We start from the raw sequence: 23272 nt of genomic DNA on the forward strand, positions 1-23272 counted from the left end.
CGGCGTCTCAGAGGACGGGTACGGGCGTGAACCGTACGGGCAGTTCGCTCAGGCCTCGCAGCCACGGGGAGGGGCGCCGGGCCAGCGACTCGGCGGGTACGGCCAGGTCGATGTCCGGCAGCCGGTCGAGCACGACCTCGATCCCGGTCCGCGCGATGACCTCCGCGACCTCCTGCGCCGGGAACGGGCAGCGGTGCTCCCCGTGGCCGAAGGAGAAGTGGGCGTTGTTGCCCCCGGTGAGCGCGGAACTGTCGGTGCGGACCTGGGGGTCGGAGTTGGCGCCCTGGAGGCCGAGCAGCAGCAGGTCGCCGGACCGGATGCGGCGGCCGCCGAGCTGGGTGTCGCGGGAGGCCCAGCGACCGGCCACGTTCTGGGTGGGGGTGTCCTCCCACAGCACCTCGTTCATGGCCTCGGGGACACTGTGCCGGCCGCCGAACAGCGAGGCGGCGAACCGCTCGTCGGTGAGCATCAGGCGCAACGAGTTGCCGATCCAGTCGGCGGTCGGCTGGTGACCGGCGGCCATCATGACCATCAGGTCCTGGACGATCTCCTCGTCGGTGAAGCCCGCGGTGTTCGCGAGCATGCGCGAGACCACGTCGTTGGCCGGGCGCTCCTTGCGGTCGGCGATCAGCTTGGCCATCGAGCCGGCGAGATGCTGCTGTCCGGCCAGCGCGCCCTCGCGCCCGTTGATCATGTCGTTCAGGGCGGTCACCAGCCCCGGACCCTGCTCGTCCGCGAAGCCGTAGAGCGTCGCGAGGACCCGTACGGGCAGCAGGGCCGCGTAGTCGCCGACGAGGTCCGTCTCGCCCTTGGAGCAGACCGCGTCGATCAGTTCGTCGGCGAACTTCTCGGCCTGGGAACGCAGTTCGAAGGCGTCCACGGCTTCGAGGGCGTCGCTGATCATCGCGGCGCGCTCGCGGTGGCGCTCGCCCACGGTGTAGAGGATGGAGGGCTGCTTGCGGCCGATCATCGGCAGCAGCGGCCAGTCGTCGGGGACGCGGTCCCACTGGCTCCACAGCTCCGAGTCCCGGCTGAACAACTGGGGATCGCCGGTCACTTGGTGCAGTTCGCGATAGCCGAGGACCAGCCACGCCGGGATGTCGCCGTCGAGGACGACCGGCACGACGGAACCGTGGTCGCGCCGCATCTCCCGGTACAGCTCGGCGGGTTCGGTCTGGAACCGCGGCCCGCCGAGGGGGACGGGCGCGGATGCGGTGGCGGGGGTCACAGCGCCAACTCCGGTGATTGAAGGGCGCCTTCCGCGGCTGCGGCGCCGTGACGGGCGTAGCGGGACTGGAGGTGCTCCACCAGCGTGATCAGCACCCGCTTGCTGGACTCCCGGGATCGGGCGTCGCAGTCGATGAGCGGCACGTGGGGGTCGAGGTCGAGGGCCTCGCGGATCTGCGCGGGGGTGTGCGGGGGCCCGCCGAAGTCGTTGCAGGCCACGATGAAGGGCGTGCCGTGGTGCTCCAGCCGGTCGATGGCGTACCAGGAGTCGTCGATACGACGGGTGTCGACCAGGACGATCGCCCCGAGCGTTCCGGAGAACAGCCGGTCCCACAGGAACCAGAACCGCTCCTGCCCGGGTGCGCCGAACAGGTACAGGATGTTGTGCGTGTCCAGCGTGATGCGTCCGAAGTCGAAGGCGACGGTGGTCGCGGACTTGCCGCGCACCTCGCTGATGTCGTCGACGGCCTCGCCGGCCTGCGTCATCGTCTCCTCGGTGTTGAGGGGACGTATCTCGCTGACCGAGCGGACCAGGGTCGTCTTGCCGACACCGAAGCCACCCACGATCACGATCTTGAGGCCGTTGTCGGCCGACGCGGACAGGGGCGCACGAGCGTCAGAGGTTACGGAGTCCAACGAGCACCTGCTCCAGGATGTCGGGATCGGGAAGACCGGAAGGAACAGTGGTGTGCGGGTGACGGGCGCTGACGCGGCCCGTGGAGAGCAGGTCGGAGAGCAGGACGCGGGTGATCGACACCGGCAGCCTCAGCTCCGCCGCGATCTCCACGACCGCCGTCGGCCGTTCGCACATCCGCAGGATGGCGGCGTGCTCGGACTGCATGCCCGCCGTCGGATCGCACTCGGCGACCACCAGGGTCACCAGGTCGAAGGGGGTGTCGGGCCCGGACCGGGTGCGCCCTCCGGTGAGGGTGTACAGCCGGTCGGGCGCGTCGTCCCTGCCAGGACGGCTCATGACGACCGGGGCGGCGAGGTCAGGTGCTCGCCGAGCTGTTCCACGAGTTCGCTCATGTTGTGCCCGACGAGCCCGGCGTCGGCGTCCTCGGAGGTGACGACGGCGAGATGCGCGCCGTCACCGGCCTCCACGATGAACAGCACCCCTCCGTAGAACTCGGCCATCGCCGAGCGCACGCCCCCGCTGCCGTCGCCGAACTCCACGGACGCGCCGTGGGACAGCGACTGGATGCCGGCGGCGATAGCGGCGAGCTGGTCGGCCTGGTCGACGGACAGCTCCGGAGTGCGGCACAGCTTCAGGCCGTCGCGGGAGAGCACGAGTGCGTGCCGGGCGCCCGGGGTGCGCTCGAGGAGGCCCTCGATGAGCCAGGTGAGCTTCTCGTCGGCGGTGATGGTGCCGGTCATGGGGTGGTGTCGCCTTCCGGGAGCGAGTGTGCGGTGGGGGTGGTGGAACGGGGGGAGGCGGCGGCGCCCTGCACGGCGGCGGCTTCTTCGCGGACGCCGTCCGTGTCCCGTACGGGATGCGCGTCCTCGGCTCGTACGCGGCCTTCGGCCCGAACGGGCTCCTCGGCTCGCGGGAGCTCCTCGGTTCGTACGCGGTCCTCGGCCCGCGTGCGGTCCTCGGGGCGTACGCGCTCTTCGTCCTGGGAGGGATCGTCGGCCGCCACGGGTTCGGGAGCGCTCGGCGCCGTGCCGCGCACCGCCTGGCGGAAGGTGCCGAAGCGGGCGGCCGACCGGGACTTGGGGTCGTCGCCGGTACGGGGTTCCGGGGCGGCCGGGGGCGTTGCGTGCGAGCGGCTGCGCTCGGCGTGGGCGAGGGTGCGTCCGCGGCGCCGCTTGGGAAGGCCGCCGGTGGACGCGGGACCCTGCTCGTGCCGGGGCGAGTCATGGGTCGGGACGGGGTCCGGGTCGAGGTCGTCGGCCGCGCGGGCGGCGGCGTACGACACGGGGGACGCGGAGGATTCCCGGGGCGACCGGGACTCCTGCGAGCCCTGCGAGCCGTGTGGGTCGTGCGACCACGGGGACTCCGGCGAGTCCTGGCCGGCCGGGGACCGCGGCGCGGAGGTGCGGCCGTCGACGGCCGCCGGGGCCGACACGACGGGCTCGGGCCCGGCCGGCAGCGGGGTCGTGCCGTGCGGGGCGTTCGCCGGGGTGAGGAGGTCCTGCGGGATCAGGACGAGAACGCCGGTGCCGCCGCGGGCGGAGGGCCGGAAGGACACCTTCAGGCCGTACTTGCCGGCCAGCCGGCCGACCACCGCGAGGCCGAGGCGGGTGCCGGTGAGTCCGCCGAGGTCGGACGCGTTGACGATGCCCCCGGTGACGGCGCGTTCGGCGCGCCGGAGCTGGACGTCGCCCATCACCAGTCCGCTGTCCTCGACGGAGACGATGACACCCGCCGGGACCTCCTCGACGTACACATGCACTTCGGCGGTGGGCGGCGAGAAGTTGGCGGCGTTGTCGAGGAGTTCGGCGAGTGCGTGCATGACGCCCTCGGCGGCGTGTCCGGCGACGGCCGCCCCGCTGGTGGAGTGGACGCGCACGCGCTGGTAGCCGCCGATGCGGCCCATGGCGCCGCGCAGGATCGACTCCATGACGATCGGGCGGGCCCAGCGGCGTCCCGAGCGCGCACTCGTCAGGACGGCGACGGAGTCGGCGAGGCGGCCCGCCTGCGCGGTGCGGTGGTCGAGATGCAGGAGGTCGGCGAGGACGTCCTCGTCGGAGTGCCGCTCCTCCATGGCCCGCAGGTCGGCGAGCATGCCGGTGGACAGCGCCTGCATGCGTGCGGCCGCGTTGGCGGTCGCCGCGACCGCGGCGGTCCGGTTGCTGTCGGCGTGCCGGGCGCGCTCGGAGAGTTCGGTGTTGAGCTCGGTGAGCCGGGTGCGCTCACCGATGAGCAGCTCCCGTTCCTCGGCGAACTCCTCGGTGAGGCGCGCGCGTTCGCGGGCCGCGGTCTCGGCCAGGCGGATCCGCTCCTGGGCCGCGGCCTCGGCCGCGCGGGCGCGGTCGCGGGCGGCCTCGTCGGCGATCCGGGCCCGTTCCTGGCCGAACTCCTCGGTCAGCCGGGCGCGTTCCTGCACGAGGCGGGCGGCGTCCTTGGTCACGTTGTCGAGGCGACGGAGCAGCAGTCGCTTGGTCTGTACGGCGCGGGCGGCCACCATGACGGCCGTGCACAGCAGCACCGCGGCGGCGCCGGTTCCCCAGGCGAGGGGAACGCGGGCCGGCTCGGGGGCCAGCAGGACGGCGGCCACCACCGCGACCGCGGCCGGGACGGCGACGGTCAGCGCGGCTATTGCCGTGGCGCGCGGGGTGGGTCGTTCGCCGGAGGGCAGGGGCGGGGTCATCAATCGGTCCTCGGTCGTGTTCCTGGGGGGAGAACGTGTCCTCGGTCGTGTCCTCGGTCGGTCCTGGGCGAGAAGCGACACCTGATGCTCAACTCGTCGTCACTATATGAGAGTTCGTGATCCGATTGGGAAGCTTCGGGAAGCGGTTTCATGATCGCCCCGGCATATCGGGGCCTTTCGGGTGCGCGGCCGAGCGGCCGGCGCGGGTGCCCGGCGGCATCCTGGAGACATGACGGATCTGGGTGGACGGCCGGAGGAACAGCCGGAGGGACGGCCGGAGGGATCGGCGGAGGAACCACCGCCGGGATCGGCGGAGGGACGGGCCGAAGGGCGGCCTGGGGGACGGGTCGAGGGGCGGCCTGAGGGGCGAGCCGAAGGGGGATCTGGGGGACGGGTCGAGGGGCGGCCTGGGGGACGGGTCGAGGGGCGGCCTGGGGGACGGGCCGAAGGGGGACCTGGGGGACGAGCCGAGGGGCGAGCCCGGGGGCGAACCGGTGGACGCCCGGGCGGACGGCTCGGCGGACCGTCCCGGGGTGGGCCGGAGTGGCTTCCCGAAGGCGCGCCGGAAGGGCTCGCCGGGGAACTGCGGTCCGAGCTGGCGAGAGCCGTGCGCGGTGAGGTCTCGTTCGGCGTGACCGCGCGGGCGCTGACCACCATGGACGCCTCCAACTACCGGCGCGTACCGCTCGGTGTGGTGGCCCCGCGCGACGCCGACGACGTCGCCGCGGCCCTCGCCGTGTGCCGCGCCCACGCGGTGCCCGTCGTGGCCCGCGGCGGCGGCACGTCGATCGCCGGACAGGCCACCGGCACCGGCGTCGTCCTGGACTTCACCCGCCACCTGAACCGGATCGTCTCGCTCGACCCGGACGCCCGTACGGCCGTCGTCCAGCCCGGTGCCGTCCTCGACCGGCTCCAGGAAGCCGCCGCCCCGCACGGCCTGCGCTTCGGCCCCGACCCCTCCACCCACGGCCGCTGCACCCTCGGCGGAATGATCGGCAACAACTCCTGCGGCTCCCACTCGGTCGCCTGGGGCACCACGGCGGACAACGTCCGGGAACTGTCGGTCGTCGGCGCGCGCGGCGCCACGCGCCGCCTCGGCCGGGACGGGCAGGGCGCCCCGGACGGCCTGCGGGCCCTGGTCGAGAGCGAGTTGGCGCTGCTGCGGACCGGCTTCCCGGACCTCCCGCGGCGGATCTCCGGGTACGCCCTCGACGCGCTCCTGCCCGAGCGGGGCGCGGACGTGGCCCGCGCCTTCTGCGGCTCCGAGGGCACCTGGGGCATCCTCACCGAGGCGGTCGTACGCCTGGTCGAGGCACCCCGCGCGCGGGCGCTGGCCGTCCTCGCCTACCCCGACGAGAGCGCCGCCGCGGACGCCGCCGCCGGTCTGCTGCCGCTGGGGCCGCTGACCGTCGAGGGGATGGCCGCCGATCTCGTACCCGCCGACGCCGGGCTGCCGCGCGGCGGGGCCTGGCTGTTCGTGGAGACGGGCGGCGGATCGCCCGCGGAGGCACGCGCGCACGCCGACACGATCGTGCGGGCGGCGGACGTACAGGACGCCCTGGTGGTCACCGACCCGGCGGGACAGCGGGCGCTGTGGCGGCTGCGGGAGGACGCGAGCGGCACGGCGACCCGGATCCCGGACGCCGGGGGCGGCCCGCCGCCGGGCCCGGGCCGCGGGCTCGGCGGCGAGGCCTGGCCCGGCTGGGAGGACTGCGCGGTGCCGCCCGCCCGGCTCGGCGCCTACCTGCGGGACTTCCGGGCCCTGCTCGTGGCCCATGGCCTGCGCGGAACGCCGTACGGGCACTTCGGCGACGGCTGCATCCACGTCCGGATCGACTTCGACCTGATCTCCACGGCGGGCGTCGCCCGCTTCCGGCGCTTCTCCGAGGAGGCCGCCCACCTCGTCGTCTCGCACGGCGGCTCCCTGTCCGGCGAGCACGGCGACGGGCAGGCGCGCGCGGAACTGCTGCCGGCGATGTACGGCACCGAGATGGTCCGCGTCTTCGAACGGGCCAAGGACCTCTGGGACCCGGACGGCCTGCTCAACCCCGGCATGCTCGTCCGCCCGGACCGGCTGGACGAGAACCTGCGGTTCGCGGTCCTGCCGCACCGACCGGTGGACGTGGAGTTCGGCTATCCGGCGGACGGCGGCGACTTCTCGGCCGCGGTGCGCCGCTGCGTGGGTGTCGCCAAATGCCGTACGGCGTCGGTGCCGGGCGGCGCGGACGTCATGTGCCCCTCCTTCCGGGCGACCGGCGAGGAGGAGCACTCCACGCGCGGGCGGGCCCGGCTGCTGCACGAGATGCTCGCCGGCGAGATCGTCACCGACGGATGGCGCTCGACGGAGGTCCGCGACGCGCTGGACCTGTGCCTGTCGTGCAAGGGATGCAGGTCCGACTGCCCGGTCGGCGTGGACATGGCCACGTACAAGGCCGAGTTCCTCCACCACCACTACGCTGGCCGCCGCCGGCCCGCCGCGCACTACGCCCTGGGCCGGCTGCCCTTCTGGCTCTCGGCGGTGGCCCGCACCCGCTCGGCACGGCTCGTCAACTCCCTCGCTTCCGTGCCTCCGTTGGCAACCCTCGCCAAGCGCCTGGCCGGTATCGCGCCCGAACGGGAGATCCCGCGGCTGGCACCGGAGACGTTCAGCCAGTGGTGGTCGACCCGGTTCCGGGACCGGGTGCGGACGTACGTACGCCAGAGGCGGCGGGCCGGGGCGGACGGTCCCGGCGAGAGCGGCCGGCGGGGCGGCGGGAACGGGGAGCGGCGGGACGCGGACGAACTGTTCCCGGGCTTCGGCGGGAGGACGGTCCTCCTGTGGCCGGACACCTTCACCGAACACCTCGAACCCTCCGTCGGACGCGCGGCCGTCCGGGTCCTGGAGGCCGCGGGACTGGCCGTGCTGCTGCCGCCGAGGACGGTGATGCGGCACGGACCCATCGGCGACGGCGTCACCCGGGGACCCCTCCGCGTCAGCACGCTGCTGCCGCGCCGCCGCCACCGCGTCTGCTGCGGACTGACGTACGTCTCGACCGGCCAGCTCGCCCGCGCCCGCGCCGTGCTGCGCCGCACGCTCGACCTCATGGAGCCCTACCTCGCCATGGACGATCTCCCGGTCGTCGTCCTGGAGCCGAGCTGTGCCGCCGCGCTGCGCACGGACCTGCCCGGGCTGCTGCCCGACGACCCGCGCGCGGCGCGGCTGGCGGCGGCCGTGGCGACCTTCGCGGAGGCCCTGGAACGGTACGCGCCGGGCTGGACCCCGCCCCGGCTGGACCGCCCGGCCGTCGGCCAGACGCACTGCCACCAGCACGCGGTCCTCGGCGACGCGGCGGAACGCCGGCTGCGCGACGCGGCGGGCCTGACCGGCACCCTCGCCGGGGGCTGCTGCGGCCTCGCGGGCGACTTCGGCTTCACGAAGGGCCACCAGGAGGTGTCACGGGCCTGCGCGGAGGAACAACTCCTCCCGGCGGTGCGGGACGCCGACGACTCCGCGGTGATCCTGGCCGACGGCTTCTCCTGCCGCACCCAGTTGGCCCACCTGAGCGACCGGCGGGGCCGCCACTTGGCGGAGGTACTGGCACAAGCGCTGGAGACCGGTCCGCGGGACGGCGGGCCCGCGGGACCCGCGTAAGTACGCTGGCGATTCCACCGGCTTGAGGACTTCGAGGAGCAACGAGTATGACCCTCCGCCTGCAGGCGATCACCCGTGACGAGCACCTCGCGTTCGTCCGCTCGCGGCCCTCGGCCAGCCATATGCAGGTGCCGTCGTGGGGCGACGTGAAGCCGGACTGGCGGGCGGAGAGCCTCGGCTGGTTCGACGGGGACGGACGGCTGCAGGGGGCCGGTCTCGTGCTGCTGCGCCCGCTGCCGAAGGTCAAGCGGTACCTCGCGTATCTGCCCGAGGGTCCCGTCATCGACTGGCACGACCCGGACCTCGCCGAGCGCTGGCTCCGGCCGATGCTGGCGCATCTCAAGTCACGGGGCGCGTTCACCGTGAAGATGGGCCCGCCCGTGATCGCGCGCCGCTGGAGCGCGGACGCGGTCAAGACGGCCATCGCCGATCCGGCGGCACGGCGGCTCGGCGAGGTGACGGCGACCTCGTACGAGCCGGGTGCCGCCGAGATCGCCGACCGGCTGCGGGGCATGGGCTGGCGGCGGACCGAGCCGGGCGGCGAGGACGGCTTCGCCGCCGGACAGCCGCGCTACGTCTTCCAGGTCCCCTTCGCCGGACGGTCCCTGGACGAGATCCACAAGGGGCTCAACCAGCAGTGGCGGCGCAACATCAAGAAGGCCGACAAGGCCGGCGTCGAGGTGGTCCGGGGCGGCTACGACGACCTGCCCGCGTTCTACGAGCTCTACGCGGAGACGGCGGAACGCGACCGTTTCATCCCGCGCCCGCTGCCCTACTTCCAGCGGATGTGGACCTCGCTGACCGCCGAGGACCCCGACCGCATGCGGCTCTATCTCGCCTGCCACGACGGCGACGTCCTCGCCGCCGCCACCATGCTCACCGTCGGCGGCCACGTCTGGTACTCCTACGGTGCGTCCACCGGCCGCAAGCGCGAGGTGCAGCCCAACAACGCCATCCAGTGGCGCATGATGACCGACGCCCACGCGCTGGGCGCCGCCGTCTACGACTTCCGGGGGATCACCGACACCCTCGACGAGACCGACCACCTCGTCGGCCTCCTCCGCTTCAAGGCGGGCGCGGGCGGCGAGGCCGCGGAGTACCTCGGGGAGTGGGACTTCCCCATCAACAGGGTGCTGCACAAGGCACTCGACCTGTACATGGCCCGCCGCTGACCGCCTGACCGCCTGACCGCCCGACCGGGTGACCCGCCGTCGCCCGCCGGGCGGGGCGAGGGGCCGCTAAGCGTCCAGGTCCGCTTCGAGCGGCTTGGCCTTCCCGCGGCCCACCTGCGTACGCACCGCGCCCATGCTCGCCGCGATGACCAGGGCGATCGCGAGGGACTCGGTGAGGGAGAGGGCCTGGTCCAGGACGAGGAAGCCGGCGACGGCGGCCACGGCCGGTTCCAGGCTCATCATGATGGCGAAGGTCGCGGCGGGCAGGCGGCGCAGGGCGAGGAGTTCCAGGGTGTACGGGAGCACCGAGGAGAGCATGGCCACCGCCGCGCCCAGGGCGACCGTCGCCGGGACGAGGAGCCTCGAACCCGACTCGACGATCCCGAGGGGCAGGAACGCCACCGCCGCGACCACCATGGCCAGGGCGAGACCGTCGGCCTGGGGGAAGCGCCGGCCCGTGCGCGCGCTGAAGACGATGTACGCCGCCCACATGGCGCCCGCGCCCAGGGCGAAGGCGACACCCAGGGGGTCGAGGCTGCTGAAGCCTCCGCCGCCGCCGAGCAGGAAGACACCGCCCAGGGCGAGGCCCGCCCAGAGCAGGTTCACGGCGCGGCGGGAGCTGAGGACGGAGAGCGCGAGCGGGCCGAGGACTTCGAGCGTGACGGCCGTGCCGAGCGGGATGCGGGCGACCGACTGGTAGAAGAGGCCGTTCATCGCGGCCATGGTGAGGCCGAAGACGACCACCGTGCTCCAGTCGGCGCGCGAGTGCCCGCGCGCCTTCGGGCGGCAGACCAGCAGCAGCACGATCGCGGCCACCAGCAGCCGCAGTGTCACCACGCCGAGGGCGCCCACCCGGGGCATCAGGCTCACCGCGAGAGCCCCGCCGAACTGCACCGAGATCCCGCCGGCGAGCACCAGGCCCACCGGCCCGAGGGCACCACGTCGGCCGGGAGCGCCCGTGGTGGCCGCGGGCGCGCCGGCCGCGGGTGCGAGGGCCGGGGCGGCCGAGGCCGGGGAGGACGGGGCGGCGCTGGGGGTGTTCACGGGGCCTGCCAGGGGGATCGACTCGGATTCGTTCATCGTGCTGCACCTGTCAGTCCAGAGTAATGGACTTGGTCAGGCGTGTGAACTTGTTATGCAACTGTCCCAGAGAAACGCGCGGAGCGCCCGGGTGTACTGCGGGCACGCCCGGGTGCACTGCGGGCGGGACGCCTCAGTGCGCTGCGTCGAACCCCGCGCCAGGAGTCGGCCCGAATTAATGCAAGCATGCTTGCTTGTTTCTTCGGGCACTGTCATGCTCCGAGCCACACACCGTCGTGTCCCGAGGGGAGCGCATCGTGTCCGACGCGTCGTCCGTGGTCGCCGTGATCGACGATCTGCACCGGGAGAGTGAGGAACTCGACCGGCTGGTAGGGGAGTTGAGCGAGAAGCAGTGGGCGCTCGGCACGCCCGCCGCGGGCTGGACCGTCGCCCACCAGATCGCGCATCTCGCCTGGACCGACCGGTCGGCCCTGCTCGCCGTCACCGACGCCGGGGCCTTCGCGAAGGAGGTCGAGAAGGCGCTCGCCTCACCCGACGGCTTCGTGGACGAGGGCGCGGAGACGGGCGCCGCCCAGCCGCCCGCCCTGCTGCTCGCCGGCTGGCGCGCGGGGCGGACCGCCCTGGAGACGGCCCTGCGCGCGGCACCCACGGGAACCAAGTTCCCCTGGTACGGCCCGCCCATGTCGGTCGCCTCCATGGCCACCGGGCGCCTGATGGAGACCTGGGCCCACGGACAGGACGTCGCCGACGCGCTGGGTGTGGTGCGCGAACCCACCGACCGGCTGAGGCATGTGGTCCGCATCGGGGTGCGCGCCCGTGACTTCGCCTTCGCCGTGCACGGCCTCGCCGCACCCGCCGAAGAGTTCCGCGTGGAGCTGGAGAGCCCCTCCGGAGAGGTGTGGGCCCATGGTCCGGCCGACGCCCCGCAGCGCGTCACCGGCCCCGCCCTCGACTTCTGCCTGCTGGTGACCCAGCGCGCCCATCGCGCCGACCTGGCCGTACGGGCGACCGGTCCCGACGCCGACCGCTGGCTCGACATCGCCCAGTCCTTCGCCGGCCCGCCCGGCGCCGGGCGCGAGCCCAAGGAGACCGACCGGTGACCGCGGGAGCCGCGAAGCGCCCCCTGCGCGTCGGAAACGCCTCCGGCTTCTACGGCGACCGCTTCGACGCGATGCGCGAGATGCTCACCGGCGGCCCGCTCGACGTCCTCACCGGCGACTACCTCGCCGAACTGACCATGCTCATCCTCGGCCGCGACCGGCTGAAGGACCCCGGACGCGGCTACGCCAAGACCTTCCTGCGCCAGCTGGAGGAGTGCCTCGGCCTCGCCCACGAGCGCGGTGTCCGCCTCGTCACCAACGCGGGCGGTCTCAATCCGGCCGGACTCGCCGACGCCGTGCGCGAGATGGCCGGGCGGCTCGGCATCCCGGTCCGCGTCGCCCATGTCGAGGGCGACGACCTCACGCACCGGTACCCCGGCAGCCTCGCCGCCCACGCCTATCTGGGCGGAGCCGGCATCGCCGCCTGTCTGCGCGAGGGCGCGGACATCGTCGTCACCGGGCGCGTCACCGACGCGGCGCTCGTCACCGGGCCCGCCGTGGCCCACTTCGGCTGGGGGCCGGACGACCACGACCGGCTCGCGGGGGCCGTCGTCGCCGGGCACGTCCTGGAGTGCGGCACCCAGGCCACCGGCGGCAACTACGCCTTCTTCGCCGACCACGATCCCGCGCGGCTGCGCCACCCCGGCTTCCCGCTCGCCGAACTCCACGAGGACGGGTCGAGCGTCATCACCAAGCACGACGGCACCGGCGGCCTCGTCGACATCGGCACGGTCACCGCGCAGCTCCTCTACGAGACGCAGGGCGCCCGGTACGCGGGACCCGACGTCACCGCCCGCCTCGACACGGTCGTCCTCACCCAGGAGGGCCCGGACCGGGTACGGATCGGGGGTGTGCGCGGCGAGGCCCCGCCGCCCACCCTCAAGGTCGGCCTCAACAAGCTGGGCGGCTTCCGCAACGAGGTCGTCTTCGTGCTGACCGGCCTCGACATCGAGCGCAAGGCGGAGCTCGTACGGACCCAGCTGGAGGCAGCCTTCGACACGGCGAGGTCCCGTCCGGCGGAGATCCGCTGGGACCTCGCCCGCACCGATCACCCCGACGCGCCCACCGAGGAGACCGCGAGCGCCCTGCTCCGGCTCGTCGTGCGCGACCAGGACCAGAGGGCGGTCGGCCGGGCCCTGAGCGGTGCCGCCGTGGAACTGGCGCTGGCGAGCTACCCCGGATTCCATGTGATGGCGCCACCTGGAGCGGGCTCACCCTATGGGGTCTTCGAGGATGTGTACGTCCCCCATGGCGCCGTGGACCACATGGCCGTCCTCCATGACGGACGCCGGATCGCCGTGCCCCCGGCCCAGGACACGCTCGTACTGGAAACGCCCGAGGACCCGCCCCTGCCCGAACCGCTGTCCGCGGGGCCGACCCGTCGGGCGCCGCTCGGGCTGGTCGCGGGGGCGCGCAGCGGGGACAAGGGCGGGAACGCCAACGTCGGCGTCTGGGCGCGCACGGACGACGCCTGGCGGTGGCTGGCCCATCACCTCACGACGGACACGTTCCGGGGTCTGCTGCCGGAGACCCGTGATCTGAAGGTCGTCCGTCACGTCCTGCCCAACCTGCGCGCCCTGAACTTCGTGGTCGAGGGCGTCCTCGGCGAGGGCGTCGCCTCCCAGGCCCGCTTCGACCCCCAGGCCAAGGCCCTCGGCGAATGGCTCCGCTCCCGTCACCTCGATATTCCGGAGGTCCTGCTGTGACCGTGCTTTCCTCCGCGCTGGACCTCAGGAGTCCCGAGTACGCGTCCCACCGCGCGACCATGCTCGGCAAGCTCGCCGACCTGGAGACCGAGCACGCCAAGGCGCTGGCGGGCGGCGGCGAGAAGTACGTCGCCCGGCACCGGAAGCGCGGCAAGCTCCTGGCCCGTGAGCGCATCGAGCTGCTGCTCGACCCCGACACGCCCTTCCTGGAGCTGTCACCGCTCGCGGCCTGGGGCAGCGACTACGCGGTGGGCGCCTCGCTCGTCACCGGTATCGGCGTGGTCGAGGGCGTCGAGTGCCTGATCACCGCGAACGACCCGACCGTGCGCGGCGGTGCCAGCAACCCCTGGAGCCTGAAGAAGGCGCTGCGGGCGAACGACATCGCGCTCGCCAACCGGCTGCCCTGCATCAGCCTGGTCGAGTCGGGCGGCGCGGACCTGCCCTCGCAGAAGGAGATCTTCATCCCCGGAGGCGCGATCTTCCGCGACCTCACCCGGCTGTCGGCGGCCGGAATCCCCACGGTGGCCGTGGTCTTCGGGAACTCGACGGCCGGCGGCGCGTACGTCCCCGGAATGTCCGACCACGTGATCATGGTCAAGGAGAAGGCGAAGGTCTTCCTCGGCGGGCCGCCCCTGGTGAAGATGGCCACGGGCGAGGAGAGCGACGACGAGTCGCTGGGCGGCGCCGAGATGCACGCGCGCGTGTCGGGCCTCGCGGACTACTTCGCCGTCGACGAGCGGGACGCGCTCCGGCAGGCGCGCCGGGTCGTCGCCCGGCTCAACCACCGCAAGGCGTACGGCGATCCGGCTCCGGCGGCGCCCCCCAAGTACGACGAGGACGAGCTCCTGGGGATCGTCCCGGGCGACCTCAAGCATCCGTTCGACCCGCGCGAGGTGATCGCCCGGATCGTCGACGGCTCGGACTTCGACGAGTTCAAGCCGCTCTACGGGACGAGCCTGACCACCGGCTGGGCGAGCCTGCACGGCTATCCGGTCGGCATCCTCGCCAACGCCCAGGGCGTGCTGTTCAGCGCCGAGTCCCAGAAGGCCGCCCAGTTCATCCAGCTCGCCAACCAGCGCGACATCCCGCTGCTCTTCCTGCACAACACCACCGGCTACATGGTCGGCAAGGAGTACGAGCAGGGCGGCATCATCAAGCACGGCGCGATGATGATCAACGCGGTGAGCAACTCGCGGGTCCCGCACCTGTCGGTGCTGATGGGCGCCTCCTACGGAGCCGGCCACTACGGGATGTGCGGGCGCGCCTACGACCCCCGGTTCCTGTTCGCGTGGCCCAGCGCCAAGTCGGCCGTGATGGGCCCGCAGCAGCTCGCGGGCGTCCTGTCGATCGTGGCCCGGCAGTCGGCCGCCGCGAAGGGGCACCCGTACGACGACGAGGCCGACGCGGCGCTGCGCGCCATGGTGGAGCAGCAGATCGAGTCCGAGTCGCTGCCGATGTTCCTTTCCGGGCGGCTGTACGACGACGGGGTCATCGACCCGCGCGACACCCGCACCGTCCTCGGCCTGTGCCTGTCCGCGATCCACACGGCGCCCTTCGAGGGCGCGCGCGGTGGCTTCGGCGTCTTCCGGATGTGAGGGATCTCGTGATTTCGAGTCTGCTGGTCGCCAACCGGGGCGAGATCGCCTGCCGGGTCTTCCGTACCTGCCGCGAGGCGGGGGTGCGCACCGTCGCCGTCCATTCGGACGCCGACGAGAACGCCCTGCACACACGTGTGGCGGACGCCGCGGTGCGGCTGCCGGGCGCGACGCCTTCGGAGACCTATCTGCGGGGCGATCTGATCGTGCGGGCCGCGCTGGAGGCGGGCGCGGACGCCGTGCACCCGGGGTACGGCTTCCTGTCGGAGAACGCCGGGTTCGCGCGGGCGGTGATCGACGCGGGTCTTGTGTGGGTCGGTCCTTCGCCGGAGGCGATCGAGGCGATGGCCTCCAAGACCCGGGCGAAGAAGCTGATGGGACTCGCGCCCCTGGAGCGCGTCACCGCCGGGGACCTTCCGGTCCTGGTCAAGGCCGCCGCGGGCGGTGGTGGGCGCGGGATGCGGATCGTCCGCGAACTGGAGCACCTGGACGCCGAGTTGGAGGCGGCCCGCGCGGAGGCGCTGAGCGCTTTCGGGGACGGGGAGGTGTTCGTCGAGCCGTACGTGGAGGGCGGCCGGCACGTCGAGGTGCAGATCCTGGCCGACGCGCACGGCACGGTCTGGCCGCTCGGCACCCGGGACTGTTCCCTCCAGCGGCGCCACCAGAAGGTCATCGAGGAGGCGCCCGCTCCCGGGCTCGGGGACGAACTCACGCGCACGCTGTACGAGTTGTCGGTGCGCGCCGCCCGCGCCGTGGACTACGTCGGCGCCGGAACGGTCGAGTTCCTGGTCGCCGACGGCACCGCGCACTTCCTGGAGATGAACACCCGCCTCCAGGTCGAACACCCGGTCACGGAGGCCGTGTTCGGGGTCGACCTGGTGGCCCTGCAGCTCCGGGTCGCGGAAGGGGAGCGGCTGGAGAGCGAGCCGCCGCCCGCACGCGGTCACGCCGTGGAGGCCCGGCTGTACGCGGAGGACCCGGCGGGCGCGTGGGCGCCGCAGACGGGCACCCTGCACCGGATCGCCGTCCCGGACGGCGTCCGCCTCGACACCGGGTTCACCGACGGGGACACGGTCTCCGTCCACTACGACCCGATGCTCGCGAAGGTCGTCGCACACGGCGCCACGCGCGCGGAGGCCGTGCGGAAACTGGCCGGTGCCCTGGAGCGGGCCACGATCCACGGTCCGGTCACCAACCGGGATCTCCTCGTCCGGTCGCTGCGGCACGAGGAGTTCACCGGGGCCCGGATGGACACGGGGTTCTACGACCGTCACCTCGCCGTGCTCACCGCGCCCGCCCCGGACCCGTACGCCCCGCTCGCCGCCGCCCTGGCCGACGCGCACGGCCGGTCCCGGTTCGGCGGCTGGCGGAACCTCGCGTCGCAGCCGCAGACCAAGCGCTACCGGATGCACGGCGAGGAGCACGAGGCCGCCTACCGGCACACGCGCGAGGGGCTCGCGGCCGACGGGGTGCGCGTGGTGCGCGCCGACGCGGGCCGGGTCGTCCTCGAAGTGGCCGGTGTGCGGCGGACGTTCGAGGTCACGCGGTACGCCGACGGCCAGGTCTTCGTGAACGCCACCGCGCTGACCGAACTCCCCCGCTTCCCCGATCCGGCCGCCGACCGGGCCCCGGGGTCGCTGCTCGCGCCGATGCCCGGCACCGTGGTCCGGGTGGCCGAGGGGCTGGCCGAGGGCGCCGCGGTGCGGGCCGGAGAGCCCCTGCTGTGGCTGGAGGCGATGAAGATGGAGCACAGGATCTCCGCGCCGACGGCGGGGACGCTCACCGCCCTGCACGCCGTGGTCGGGCAGCAGGTGGAGGTGGGCGCGCTGCTGGCCGTCGTGACGGAGGAGACGGCCCCGGGGGAGACGCCGGGCGAGGTGCCGGGCGACGACGCCCGGTGAGCGCGCGCCTCGCCGCCGGACCGCCGGGGCGCCGCACCGCACCACCGCGCGGGTGTCCGCCGCGCGGGCGCGAACAGCTACGTACAGCGACAGTCAGCCGAGTTCAGCCGCAGTTTTCCGTACCGAACCTCCGTACCGAGGAGCCGTCATGAGCCCTGTCACAGAGACCGATGAACACAAGGCGCTCCGTTCCGCGGTCGCCGCTCTCGGCAAGCGGTACGGCCGCGAGTACATGACCAAGGTCGTCGCCGAGGGCGGCCACCCCGACGAGCTCTGGTCCGAGGCGGGCAAGCTCGGCTACCTCGGGGTGAACCTCCCGGAGGAGTACGGCGGCGGAGGCGGCGGCATCGCGGAACTGTCCATCGTGCTGGAGGAGTTGGGCGCGGCCGGCTGCCCGCTGCTGATGCTCGTCGTCTCGCCCGCCATCTGCGGCACGGTCATCGCCCGCTTCGGCACCGAGGAGCAGAAGCGGCAGTGGCTGCCGGGTCTGTCGGACGGCACCCGCACCATGGCGTTCGGCATCACCGAGCCCGACGCCGGCTCCAACTCGCACCGGATCACCACCACGGCCCGCCGCGACGGCACCGACTGGGTCCTGACCGGCCGCAAGGTGTTCATCTCCGGCGTCGACATCGCCGACGCGACGCTCATCGTGGGCCGCACGGAGGACGCGCGCACCGGCAGCCTCAAGCCCTGCCTGTTCATCGTCCCGCGCGACACCGAGGGGTTCGGGCGGCGCCAGATCGACATGGAACTGGCCAGTGCCGAGAAGCAGTTCGAGCTGACGCTGGACGAGGTGCGGCTGCCGGCCGGCGCGCTCGTCGGTGGGGGAGAGGACGCGGGTCTGCTGCAACTGTTCGCCGGGCTCAACCCGGAGCGGGTGATGACGGCCGCGTTCGCGATCGGCATGGGCCGTTTCGCGCTCGCCCGGGCCGTCGAGTACGCGCGGGAGCGCACCGTCTGGAAGGCCCCGATCGGCGCCCACCAGGCCATCGCCCACCCGCTCGCGCAGGCCCACATCGAACTCGAACTGGCCCGGCTGATGATGCAGAAGGCGGCCTTCCTGTACGACTCGGGGGACGACATCGCGGCGGGAGAGGCGGCCAACATGGCCAAGTACGCGGCCGGAGAGGCCTGTGTACGGGCCGTCGACCAGGCGGTCCACACCCTCGGCGGCAACGGCCTCACGCGGGAGTTCGGCCTCGCCTCCCTGATTACGGCGGCGCGTGTGTCTCGTATCGCACCGGTCAGCAGGGAGATGATTCTCAACTACGTCTCCCACCAGACCCTGGGCCTGCCCAAGTCGTACTGAGCGCTCTAGGAGAAACCGTGTTCCGCAGCGAGTACGCAGATGTACCGGCCGTCGAGGAACCCATCCACGACGCCGTTCTGGGCCGCGCCGCCGAGCGCGGCGAGACACCCGCGCTCGTCGACGGCGTCGACGGCACCACGATCACCTACGGCCAACTCGACCTGTACCACCGGCGGCTGGCCGCCGCGTTCGCCGACGCGGGGCTGGTCAAGGGCGATGTGCTCGCCCTGCACAGTCCCAACACCATCGCCTTCCCGACCGTCTTCTACGGGGCCACGCGCGCGGGGGCGTCGGTCACGACCGTGCACCCGCTCGCCACGCCCGAGGAGTTCGCCAAGCAGCTGAAGGACTCGTCCGCCCGCTGGATCGTGACCGTCTCGCCCCTGCTGGAGGCGGCCCGGCGGGCCGCCGAACTCGCGGGCGGCGTACGGGAGATCTTCGTCTGCGACCAGGCGCCGGGGCACCGGTCGCTGGCCGAGCTGCTCGGCGGCACCGCGCCCGAACCGAGCGTCGACATCGACCCCGTCCAGGACGTGGCGGCGCTCCCGTACTCCTCGGGCACCACGGGCGTCCCCAAGGGAGTGATGCTCACCCACCGCTCCATAGCCACCAACCTCGCCCAGCTCGCACCGGTCATGCCGATGAACCCGGGCGACCGCATCCTCGCCGTGCTGCCGTTCTTCCACATCTACGGGCTGACCGCCCTGATGAACGCGCCCCTGCGGCAGGGCGCCACCGTCGTCGTGCTGCCCCGCTTCGACCTGGAAACCTTCCTCGGCGCCATCCAGGAACACCGCATCACCGGCCTGTACGTGGCACCGCCGATCGTCCTGGCCCTCGCCAAGCACCCGGCCGTCGCGGAGTACGACCTGTCGTCCCTGGAGTACATCGTCAGCTCGGCCGCACCCCTGGACGCCGCGCTGGCGGCAGCCTGTTCGGCCCGGCTGGGGCTCCCGCCGGTGAGCCAGGCGTACGGCATGACCGAACTGTCGCCCGGCACGCACGTCGTCCCGCTGGACGCCGAGAACCCGCCCCCGGGCTCGGTCGGCAAGCTCATCGCGGGCACCGAGATGCGCATCGTCTCCCTCGACGACCCGGACAAGGACCTCGGGGTCGCAGAGCCCGGCGAGATCGTCGTGCGGGGGCCCCAGGTCATGAAGGGCTACCTGGGCCGGCCCGACGCGACCGCCGCGATGATCGACCCGGACGGCTGGCTGCACACCGGCGACGTCGGGCACGTGGACGAGGACGGCTGGCTGTTCGTCGTGGACCGGGTCAAGGAGCTCATCAAGTACAAGGGCTTCCAGGTCGCCCCCGCCGAACTGGAGGCGCTGCTGCTCACCCACCCCGGCATCGCCGACGCCGCCGTCATCGGCTCCTACAACGAGGACAACAACGAGGTCCCGCACGCCTTCGTGGTGCGCCAGCCCTCCGCCGCGGGCCTCTCCGCGAACGAGGTCATGATGTACGTCGCCGAGCGCGTCGCCCCGTACAAGCGGGTCCGTCTCGTCACCTTCATCGACGCGATCCCGAGGGCGGTCTCCGGGAAGATCCTGCGCCGCGAACTGCGAGGCCTGTCATGACCGTCGTCCGCACGGCGCACGAGCGCGGCGTCACCACCCTCACCCTGGACTCGCCGGACACCCGCAACGCCCTGTCGGCCGTCCTGGTGGGCGAGCTGGCCGACGCGCTCACCCGCTGCGGCAAGGACGCCGACGTACGCGCGGTCGTCCTGACCCACACCGGGAACACCTTCTGCGCGGGCGCCGACCTGCGCGACCCCCCGCCCCCGGAGGCCTTCGTCGGTCTGCTGCGGCGGATCGTCGAGCTGCGCAAGCCCGTCGTGGCCCGGGTGGAGGGACACGTCCGGGCGGGCGGCCTCGGCCTGCTCGGGGCCTGTGACATCGCGGTGGCGGGCCCGGCGGCGAGCTTCGCCTTCACCGAGGTGCGGATCGGGGTCGCCCCCGCCGTCATCTCGCTGCCGCTGCTGCCCCGCGCCGACCCGCGCGCCCTCGCCCGCTACTACCTCACCGGCGAGCGGTTCGACGCCGCCGAGGCGGTCCGCACCGGGCTCCTGACGGTGGCCGGCGTCGACGTGGACGCCGTACTCGCGCCCGTTCTGGACGGGCTGCGCCGGGCCGCCCCTGAGGCTCTCGCCGAGACGAAAGCGCTGCTCACGGCTAAGGTGCTGGAGACCTTCGACCGGGACGCGGCGGACCTGACCGCGCTCTCGGCCCGGCTGTTCTCCTCCGCGCAGGCCCGCGAGGGGATGACGGCCTTCCTCGAACGACGGGATCCCGCATGGGTGGTGTGAGCGCGACGGACCACGCGGCACGTCCTCCGCACGTCCCCAAACAGGACCGCAGCCGGGCCACCCGGCAGCGGCTCCTGGCCGCCGCGGTGGCCTGCCTCGCCGAACACGGCTGGGCGGGCTCCACCGTCTCCGTCGTCGCCGAGCGCGCCGGGGTGTCCCGGGGCGCCGCCCAGCACCACTTCCCCACCCGCGAGGACCTCTTCACGGCGGCGGTCGAGTACGTCGCCGAGGAACGCTCCACCGCCCTGCGCGCCCTCTTCCCCGACGGCCCCGCCGACCGGCGTGTCGTCGTCGCGGCCCTCGTCGGCCTGTACACCGGGCCGCTGTTCCGCGCCGCCCTGCACCTGTGGGTCGCGGCCTCCAACGAGGACCAGCTCCGTTCCCGGGTGACCGAGCTCGAAGCCCGTGTCGGCCGCGAGAGCCACCGCATCGCGGTGGACCTGCTGGCCGCGGACGAATCCCGGCCCGGGGTGCGCGAGACCGTGCAGGGCCTGCTCGACATGGCACGCGGCCTCGGTCTCGCGAACCTGCTCACCGACGACGCGGCACGCCGGGAGCGGGTCGTGGCCCAGTGGGGAGCGATCGTGGAGGAGGCACTCGGCTGAGCGGCAGCGGGCTCCCGGGCTCGTCCGGCCATCAGGGGCGGAGGGGTTGTCCGGCGGTCAGGGGCTGAGGCGGCGGGGGCCTCGTCCGGTGGTCAGGGGCTGAGGCGCTCGATCCGCCAGCTCCCGTCGGGCTCGGCCGTGTAGCGGAGCCGGTCGTGCAGGCGGTTCTCGCGGCCCTGCCAGAACTCGACCGTCTGCGGGGCGATCCGGAACCCGCCCCAGTGCGGCGGCACCGGCACCTGCTCCCCCTCCGGGTAGCGAGCGCTCAACTCCGCGTACGAGACGTCCAGTTCGGTGCGCGAGGAGATGACCGTGGACTGCGTGCTCGCCCAGGCGCCGAGCTGGGAGCCGTGCGGGCGGGTGCGGAAGTACGCGGCGGTCTCGTCCCGGCCGGTGCGCCGCGCCGTCCCGGTGACGATGACCTGCCGGGCCATCGGGTGCCATGGGAAGAGCAGCGAGATGTACGGGTTGCGGGCCAGCTCCTGGGCCTTGCGGGAGTCGTAGTTGGTGTAGAAGACGAAGCCCTGCTCGTCGTACTGCTTGAGCAGCACCGTGCGGGAGCTGGGCCGGCCCTCGGCGTCCGCCGTGGAGACGACCATCGCGTTCGGCTCGTGCACGAAACCGTGCACCGCGGCCTGCGCCGCCTGCTTGAACCAGCGGGAGAACTGCTCCATGGGGTGCGCGGCGAGATCGCCCTCGTCGAGGCCCTCGGCGCGATAGTGCGCCCGCATGGCCGCGGGGTCTGCGGCGATCTCCTCGTCCGCGGCCTCGGCGGCCTCGGCCGCGGCCTGGATGATGGGCTCGGTCGTGGATTCGTCCGGGAAACGATCGTTCACGCGGTCATCCTGCCGTATCGCGGCTCGCTTCCGGGGGCGGGTGTGCTTCATCACGCCATGGCACTCAGTGCCGCGTGCTCTCCCCAAAGGTGGCACTCGGAGATATCGTGCTGGTGCCGTTCCGGTTGGAGGACCAGCCGTACGGGGCATCACCGGGGTGACCGCTTTCGGACCGCGAGTCGGCGGAGACTGTCCGAAGAGCATTCGGGAGTCTTCGTGGAACGACCGTGGAACCGGCCGGCGAAGCGCCTGAACGTCGACCGTCGCCCCTGCAAGGGCACAGGGTCCAAGGGCACAGGGTCACCCCTGCGAGAACACGGGGTCACCCCCACCCCGACAACACCATCCGTCGCACACATCACGAGGAGCCGCCTGATGTCCGACTTCGTACCCGGACTCGAAGGAGTCGTCGCGTTCGAGACGGAGATCGCCGAACCGGATAAGGAGGGCGGCGCTCTCCGGTACCGGGGCGTCGACATCGAGGACCTCGTCGGCCATGTCTCCTTCGGCAACGTCTGGGGACTCCTCGTCGACGGAGCCTTCAACCCCGGTCTGCCGCCCGCCGAGCCGTTCCCGATCCCCGTCCACTCCGGCGACATCCGTGTCGACGTGCAGTCCGCGCTCGCCATGCTCGCCCCCGTCTGGGGACTCAAACCCCTCCTCGACATCGACGAGCGGCAGGCCCGCCACGACCTCGCCCGCGCCGCCGTCATGGCCCTGTCGTACGTCGCCCAGTCCGCCCGCGGCCAGGGCCTGCCGATGGTCCCGCAGCACGAGATCGACAAGGCCCACTCCGTCGTCGAGCGCTTCATGATCCGCTGGCGGGGCGAGCCCGACCCCAAGCACGTCGCCGCCGTCGACGCCTACTGGACCTCGGCCGCCGAGCACGGCATGAACGCCTCCACCTTCACCGCGCGCGTGATCGCCTCGACGGGCGCGGACGTGGCCGCCGCGCTCTCCGGCGCCGTGGGAGCCATGTCGGGTCCCCTGCACGGTGGCGCCCCCTCCCGCGTCCTCGGCATGATCGAGGAGATCGAGCGCACCGGGGACGCCGACGCCTACGTCCGGCACGCCCTCGACAAGGGCGAACGCCTGATGGGTTTCGGCCACCGCGTGTACCGCGCCGAGGACCCGCGCGCGCGGGTGCTGCGCCGTACCGCCCGCGAGCTCGGCGCCCCCCGCTTCGAGATCGCCGAGGCCCTGGAGAAGGCCGCCCTCGCCGAGCTCCACGCCCGCCGCCCGGACCGTGTCCTCGCGACGAACGTCGAGTTCTGGGCGGCCATCGTCCTCGACTTCGCCGAGGTCCCGGCGCACATGTTCACATCCATGTTCACGTGCGCCCGTACCGCGGGCTGGTCGGCGCACATCCTGGAGCAGAAGCGCACCGGCCGCCTGGTGCGCCCCTCCGCGCACTACGTGGGACCGGGCACCCGGAGCCCCCAGGAGATCGAGGGATACGGGGACATCGCGCACTGACCCGCGACCGACCCGACCGAGCGCACCGGCCGGGGGCGACTC

General features: G+C 73.2%; 18 protein-coding genes. 11 read left to right on the forward strand and 7 right to left on the reverse strand.

Annotated features, from left to right (window positions below; genetic code table 11):
- Positions 1-7: 7 nt before the first annotated feature.
- The 5 genes from ACIQRL_RS11265 to ACIQRL_RS11285 are packed head-to-tail and all read right to left on the reverse strand — an operon-like array spanning position 8 to position 4541.
- Entirely contained in the window at positions 8-1228 is a 1221-nt protein-coding gene (locus ACIQRL_RS11265; protein ID WP_401330048.1) for a cytochrome P450, read from the reverse strand.
- Positions 1225-1863, reverse strand: a complete 639-nt coding sequence (locus ACIQRL_RS11270) for a GTP-binding protein (RefSeq protein ID WP_401330051.1) — start codon at positions 1861-1863, stop codon at positions 1225-1227. Before ACIQRL_RS11270 ends, ACIQRL_RS11265 begins: the two co-directional genes overlap by 4 nt.
- On the reverse strand, positions 1844-2200 hold the full coding sequence (locus tag ACIQRL_RS11275) for a DUF742 domain-containing protein (RefSeq protein ID WP_401330053.1): 357 nt from the start codon (positions 2198-2200) through the stop codon (positions 1844-1846). The genes ACIQRL_RS11270 and ACIQRL_RS11275 overlap by 20 nt, the downstream gene beginning before the upstream one ends.
- Complete coding sequence (locus ACIQRL_RS11280; protein ID WP_401330056.1) at positions 2197-2604, reverse strand: roadblock/LC7 domain-containing protein; 408 nt, start codon at positions 2602-2604, stop codon at positions 2197-2199. Before ACIQRL_RS11280 ends, ACIQRL_RS11275 begins: the two co-directional genes overlap by 4 nt.
- Positions 2601-4541 (reverse strand): ATP-binding protein, encoded by a 1941-nt coding sequence (locus ACIQRL_RS11285; RefSeq protein ID WP_401330059.1) that lies wholly within the window; start codon positions 4539-4541, stop codon positions 2601-2603. The genes ACIQRL_RS11280 and ACIQRL_RS11285 overlap by 4 nt, the downstream gene beginning before the upstream one ends.
- Positions 4542-5196: 655 nt before the next feature.
- On the opposite strand from ACIQRL_RS11285, the gene ACIQRL_RS11290 reads away from it, so the two are divergent.
- Positions 5197-8172 carry an FAD-binding and (Fe-S)-binding domain-containing protein gene (locus ACIQRL_RS11290; RefSeq protein ID WP_401330806.1) on the forward strand — a complete coding sequence of 992 codons (2976 nt, stop codon included), beginning with the start codon at positions 5197-5199 and terminating at the stop codon, positions 8170-8172.
- A 47-nt stretch (positions 8173-8219) separates the two neighbouring features.
- Positions 8220-9344, forward strand: a complete 1125-nt coding sequence (locus tag ACIQRL_RS11295; RefSeq protein ID WP_401330061.1) for a lipid II:glycine glycyltransferase FemX — start codon at positions 8220-8222, stop codon at positions 9342-9344.
- Between the two features lie 66 nt (positions 9345-9410).
- Here ACIQRL_RS11295 and ACIQRL_RS11300 read toward each other — a convergent pair whose 3' ends face one another.
- Positions 9411-10388, reverse strand: coding sequence for an EamA family transporter (locus tag ACIQRL_RS11300; RefSeq protein WP_401330808.1), 978 nt, complete (start codon positions 10386-10388; stop codon positions 9411-9413).
- A 293-nt stretch (positions 10389-10681) separates the two neighbouring features.
- On the opposite strand from ACIQRL_RS11300, the gene ACIQRL_RS11305 reads away from it, so the two are divergent.
- The 8 genes from ACIQRL_RS11305 to ACIQRL_RS11340 all read left to right on the forward strand — a co-directional run bounded on the left by ACIQRL_RS11305 (position 10682) and on the right by ACIQRL_RS11340 (position 20918).
- Entirely contained in the window at positions 10682-11485 is an 804-nt protein-coding gene (locus tag ACIQRL_RS11305; protein ID WP_401330065.1) for a TIGR03084 family metal-binding protein, read from the forward strand.
- Positions 11482-13191 (forward strand): acyclic terpene utilization AtuA family protein, encoded by a 1710-nt coding sequence (locus ACIQRL_RS11310; protein WP_401330068.1) that lies wholly within the window; start codon positions 11482-11484, stop codon positions 13189-13191. The genes ACIQRL_RS11305 and ACIQRL_RS11310 overlap by 4 nt, the downstream gene beginning before the upstream one ends.
- Positions 13188-14786 (forward strand): acyl-CoA carboxylase subunit beta, encoded by a 1599-nt coding sequence (locus ACIQRL_RS11315; protein WP_401330071.1) that lies wholly within the window; start codon positions 13188-13190, stop codon positions 14784-14786. Before ACIQRL_RS11310 ends, ACIQRL_RS11315 begins: the two co-directional genes overlap by 4 nt.
- A gap of 8 nt (positions 14787-14794) precedes the next feature.
- The gene (locus ACIQRL_RS11320; RefSeq protein ID WP_401330074.1) at positions 14795-16687 is read left to right on the forward strand and encodes a biotin carboxylase N-terminal domain-containing protein; all 1893 of its coding nucleotides are present in this window, start codon (positions 14795-14797) and stop codon (positions 16685-16687) included.
- A gap of 148 nt (positions 16688-16835) precedes the next feature.
- Entirely contained in the window at positions 16836-17999 is a 1164-nt protein-coding gene (locus ACIQRL_RS11325; RefSeq protein ID WP_401330076.1) for an acyl-CoA dehydrogenase family protein, read from the forward strand.
- A gap of 17 nt (positions 18000-18016) precedes the next feature.
- Positions 18017-19582, forward strand: coding sequence for a 4-coumarate--CoA ligase family protein (locus ACIQRL_RS11330; RefSeq protein WP_401330079.1), 1566 nt, complete (start codon positions 18017-18019; stop codon positions 19580-19582).
- The gene (locus ACIQRL_RS11335) at positions 19579-20313 is read left to right on the forward strand and encodes an enoyl-CoA hydratase family protein (RefSeq protein WP_401330082.1); all 735 of its coding nucleotides are present in this window, start codon (positions 19579-19581) and stop codon (positions 20311-20313) included. Before ACIQRL_RS11330 ends, ACIQRL_RS11335 begins: the two co-directional genes overlap by 4 nt.
- Positions 20301-20918: a TetR/AcrR family transcriptional regulator gene (locus ACIQRL_RS11340; protein ID WP_401330085.1), complete on the forward strand. Its 618-nt coding sequence runs from the start codon at positions 20301-20303 to the stop codon at positions 20916-20918. The genes ACIQRL_RS11335 and ACIQRL_RS11340 overlap by 13 nt, the downstream gene beginning before the upstream one ends.
- 92 nt (positions 20919-21010) lie before the next feature.
- Here the strand turns inward: ACIQRL_RS11340 and pdxH are convergent, their stop codons facing one another.
- Positions 21011-21649: a pyridoxamine 5'-phosphate oxidase gene (gene pdxH / locus ACIQRL_RS11345; protein ID WP_401330810.1), complete on the reverse strand. Its 639-nt coding sequence runs from the start codon at positions 21647-21649 to the stop codon at positions 21011-21013.
- Positions 21650-22129: 480 nt separating this feature from the next.
- Here pdxH and ACIQRL_RS11350 point away from each other — a divergent pair, with 480 nt between their 5' ends.
- On the forward strand, positions 22130-23230 hold the full coding sequence (locus tag ACIQRL_RS11350) for a citrate synthase 2 (RefSeq protein ID WP_401330088.1): 1101 nt from the start codon (positions 22130-22132) through the stop codon (positions 23228-23230).
- Positions 23231-23272 lie beyond the last annotated feature (42 nt).

Origin of the sequence: Streptomyces sp. NPDC091209 (assembly GCF_044757755.1) — a bacterium.
Classification (GTDB): Bacteria; Actinomycetota; Actinomycetes; order Streptomycetales; family Streptomycetaceae; genus Streptomyces.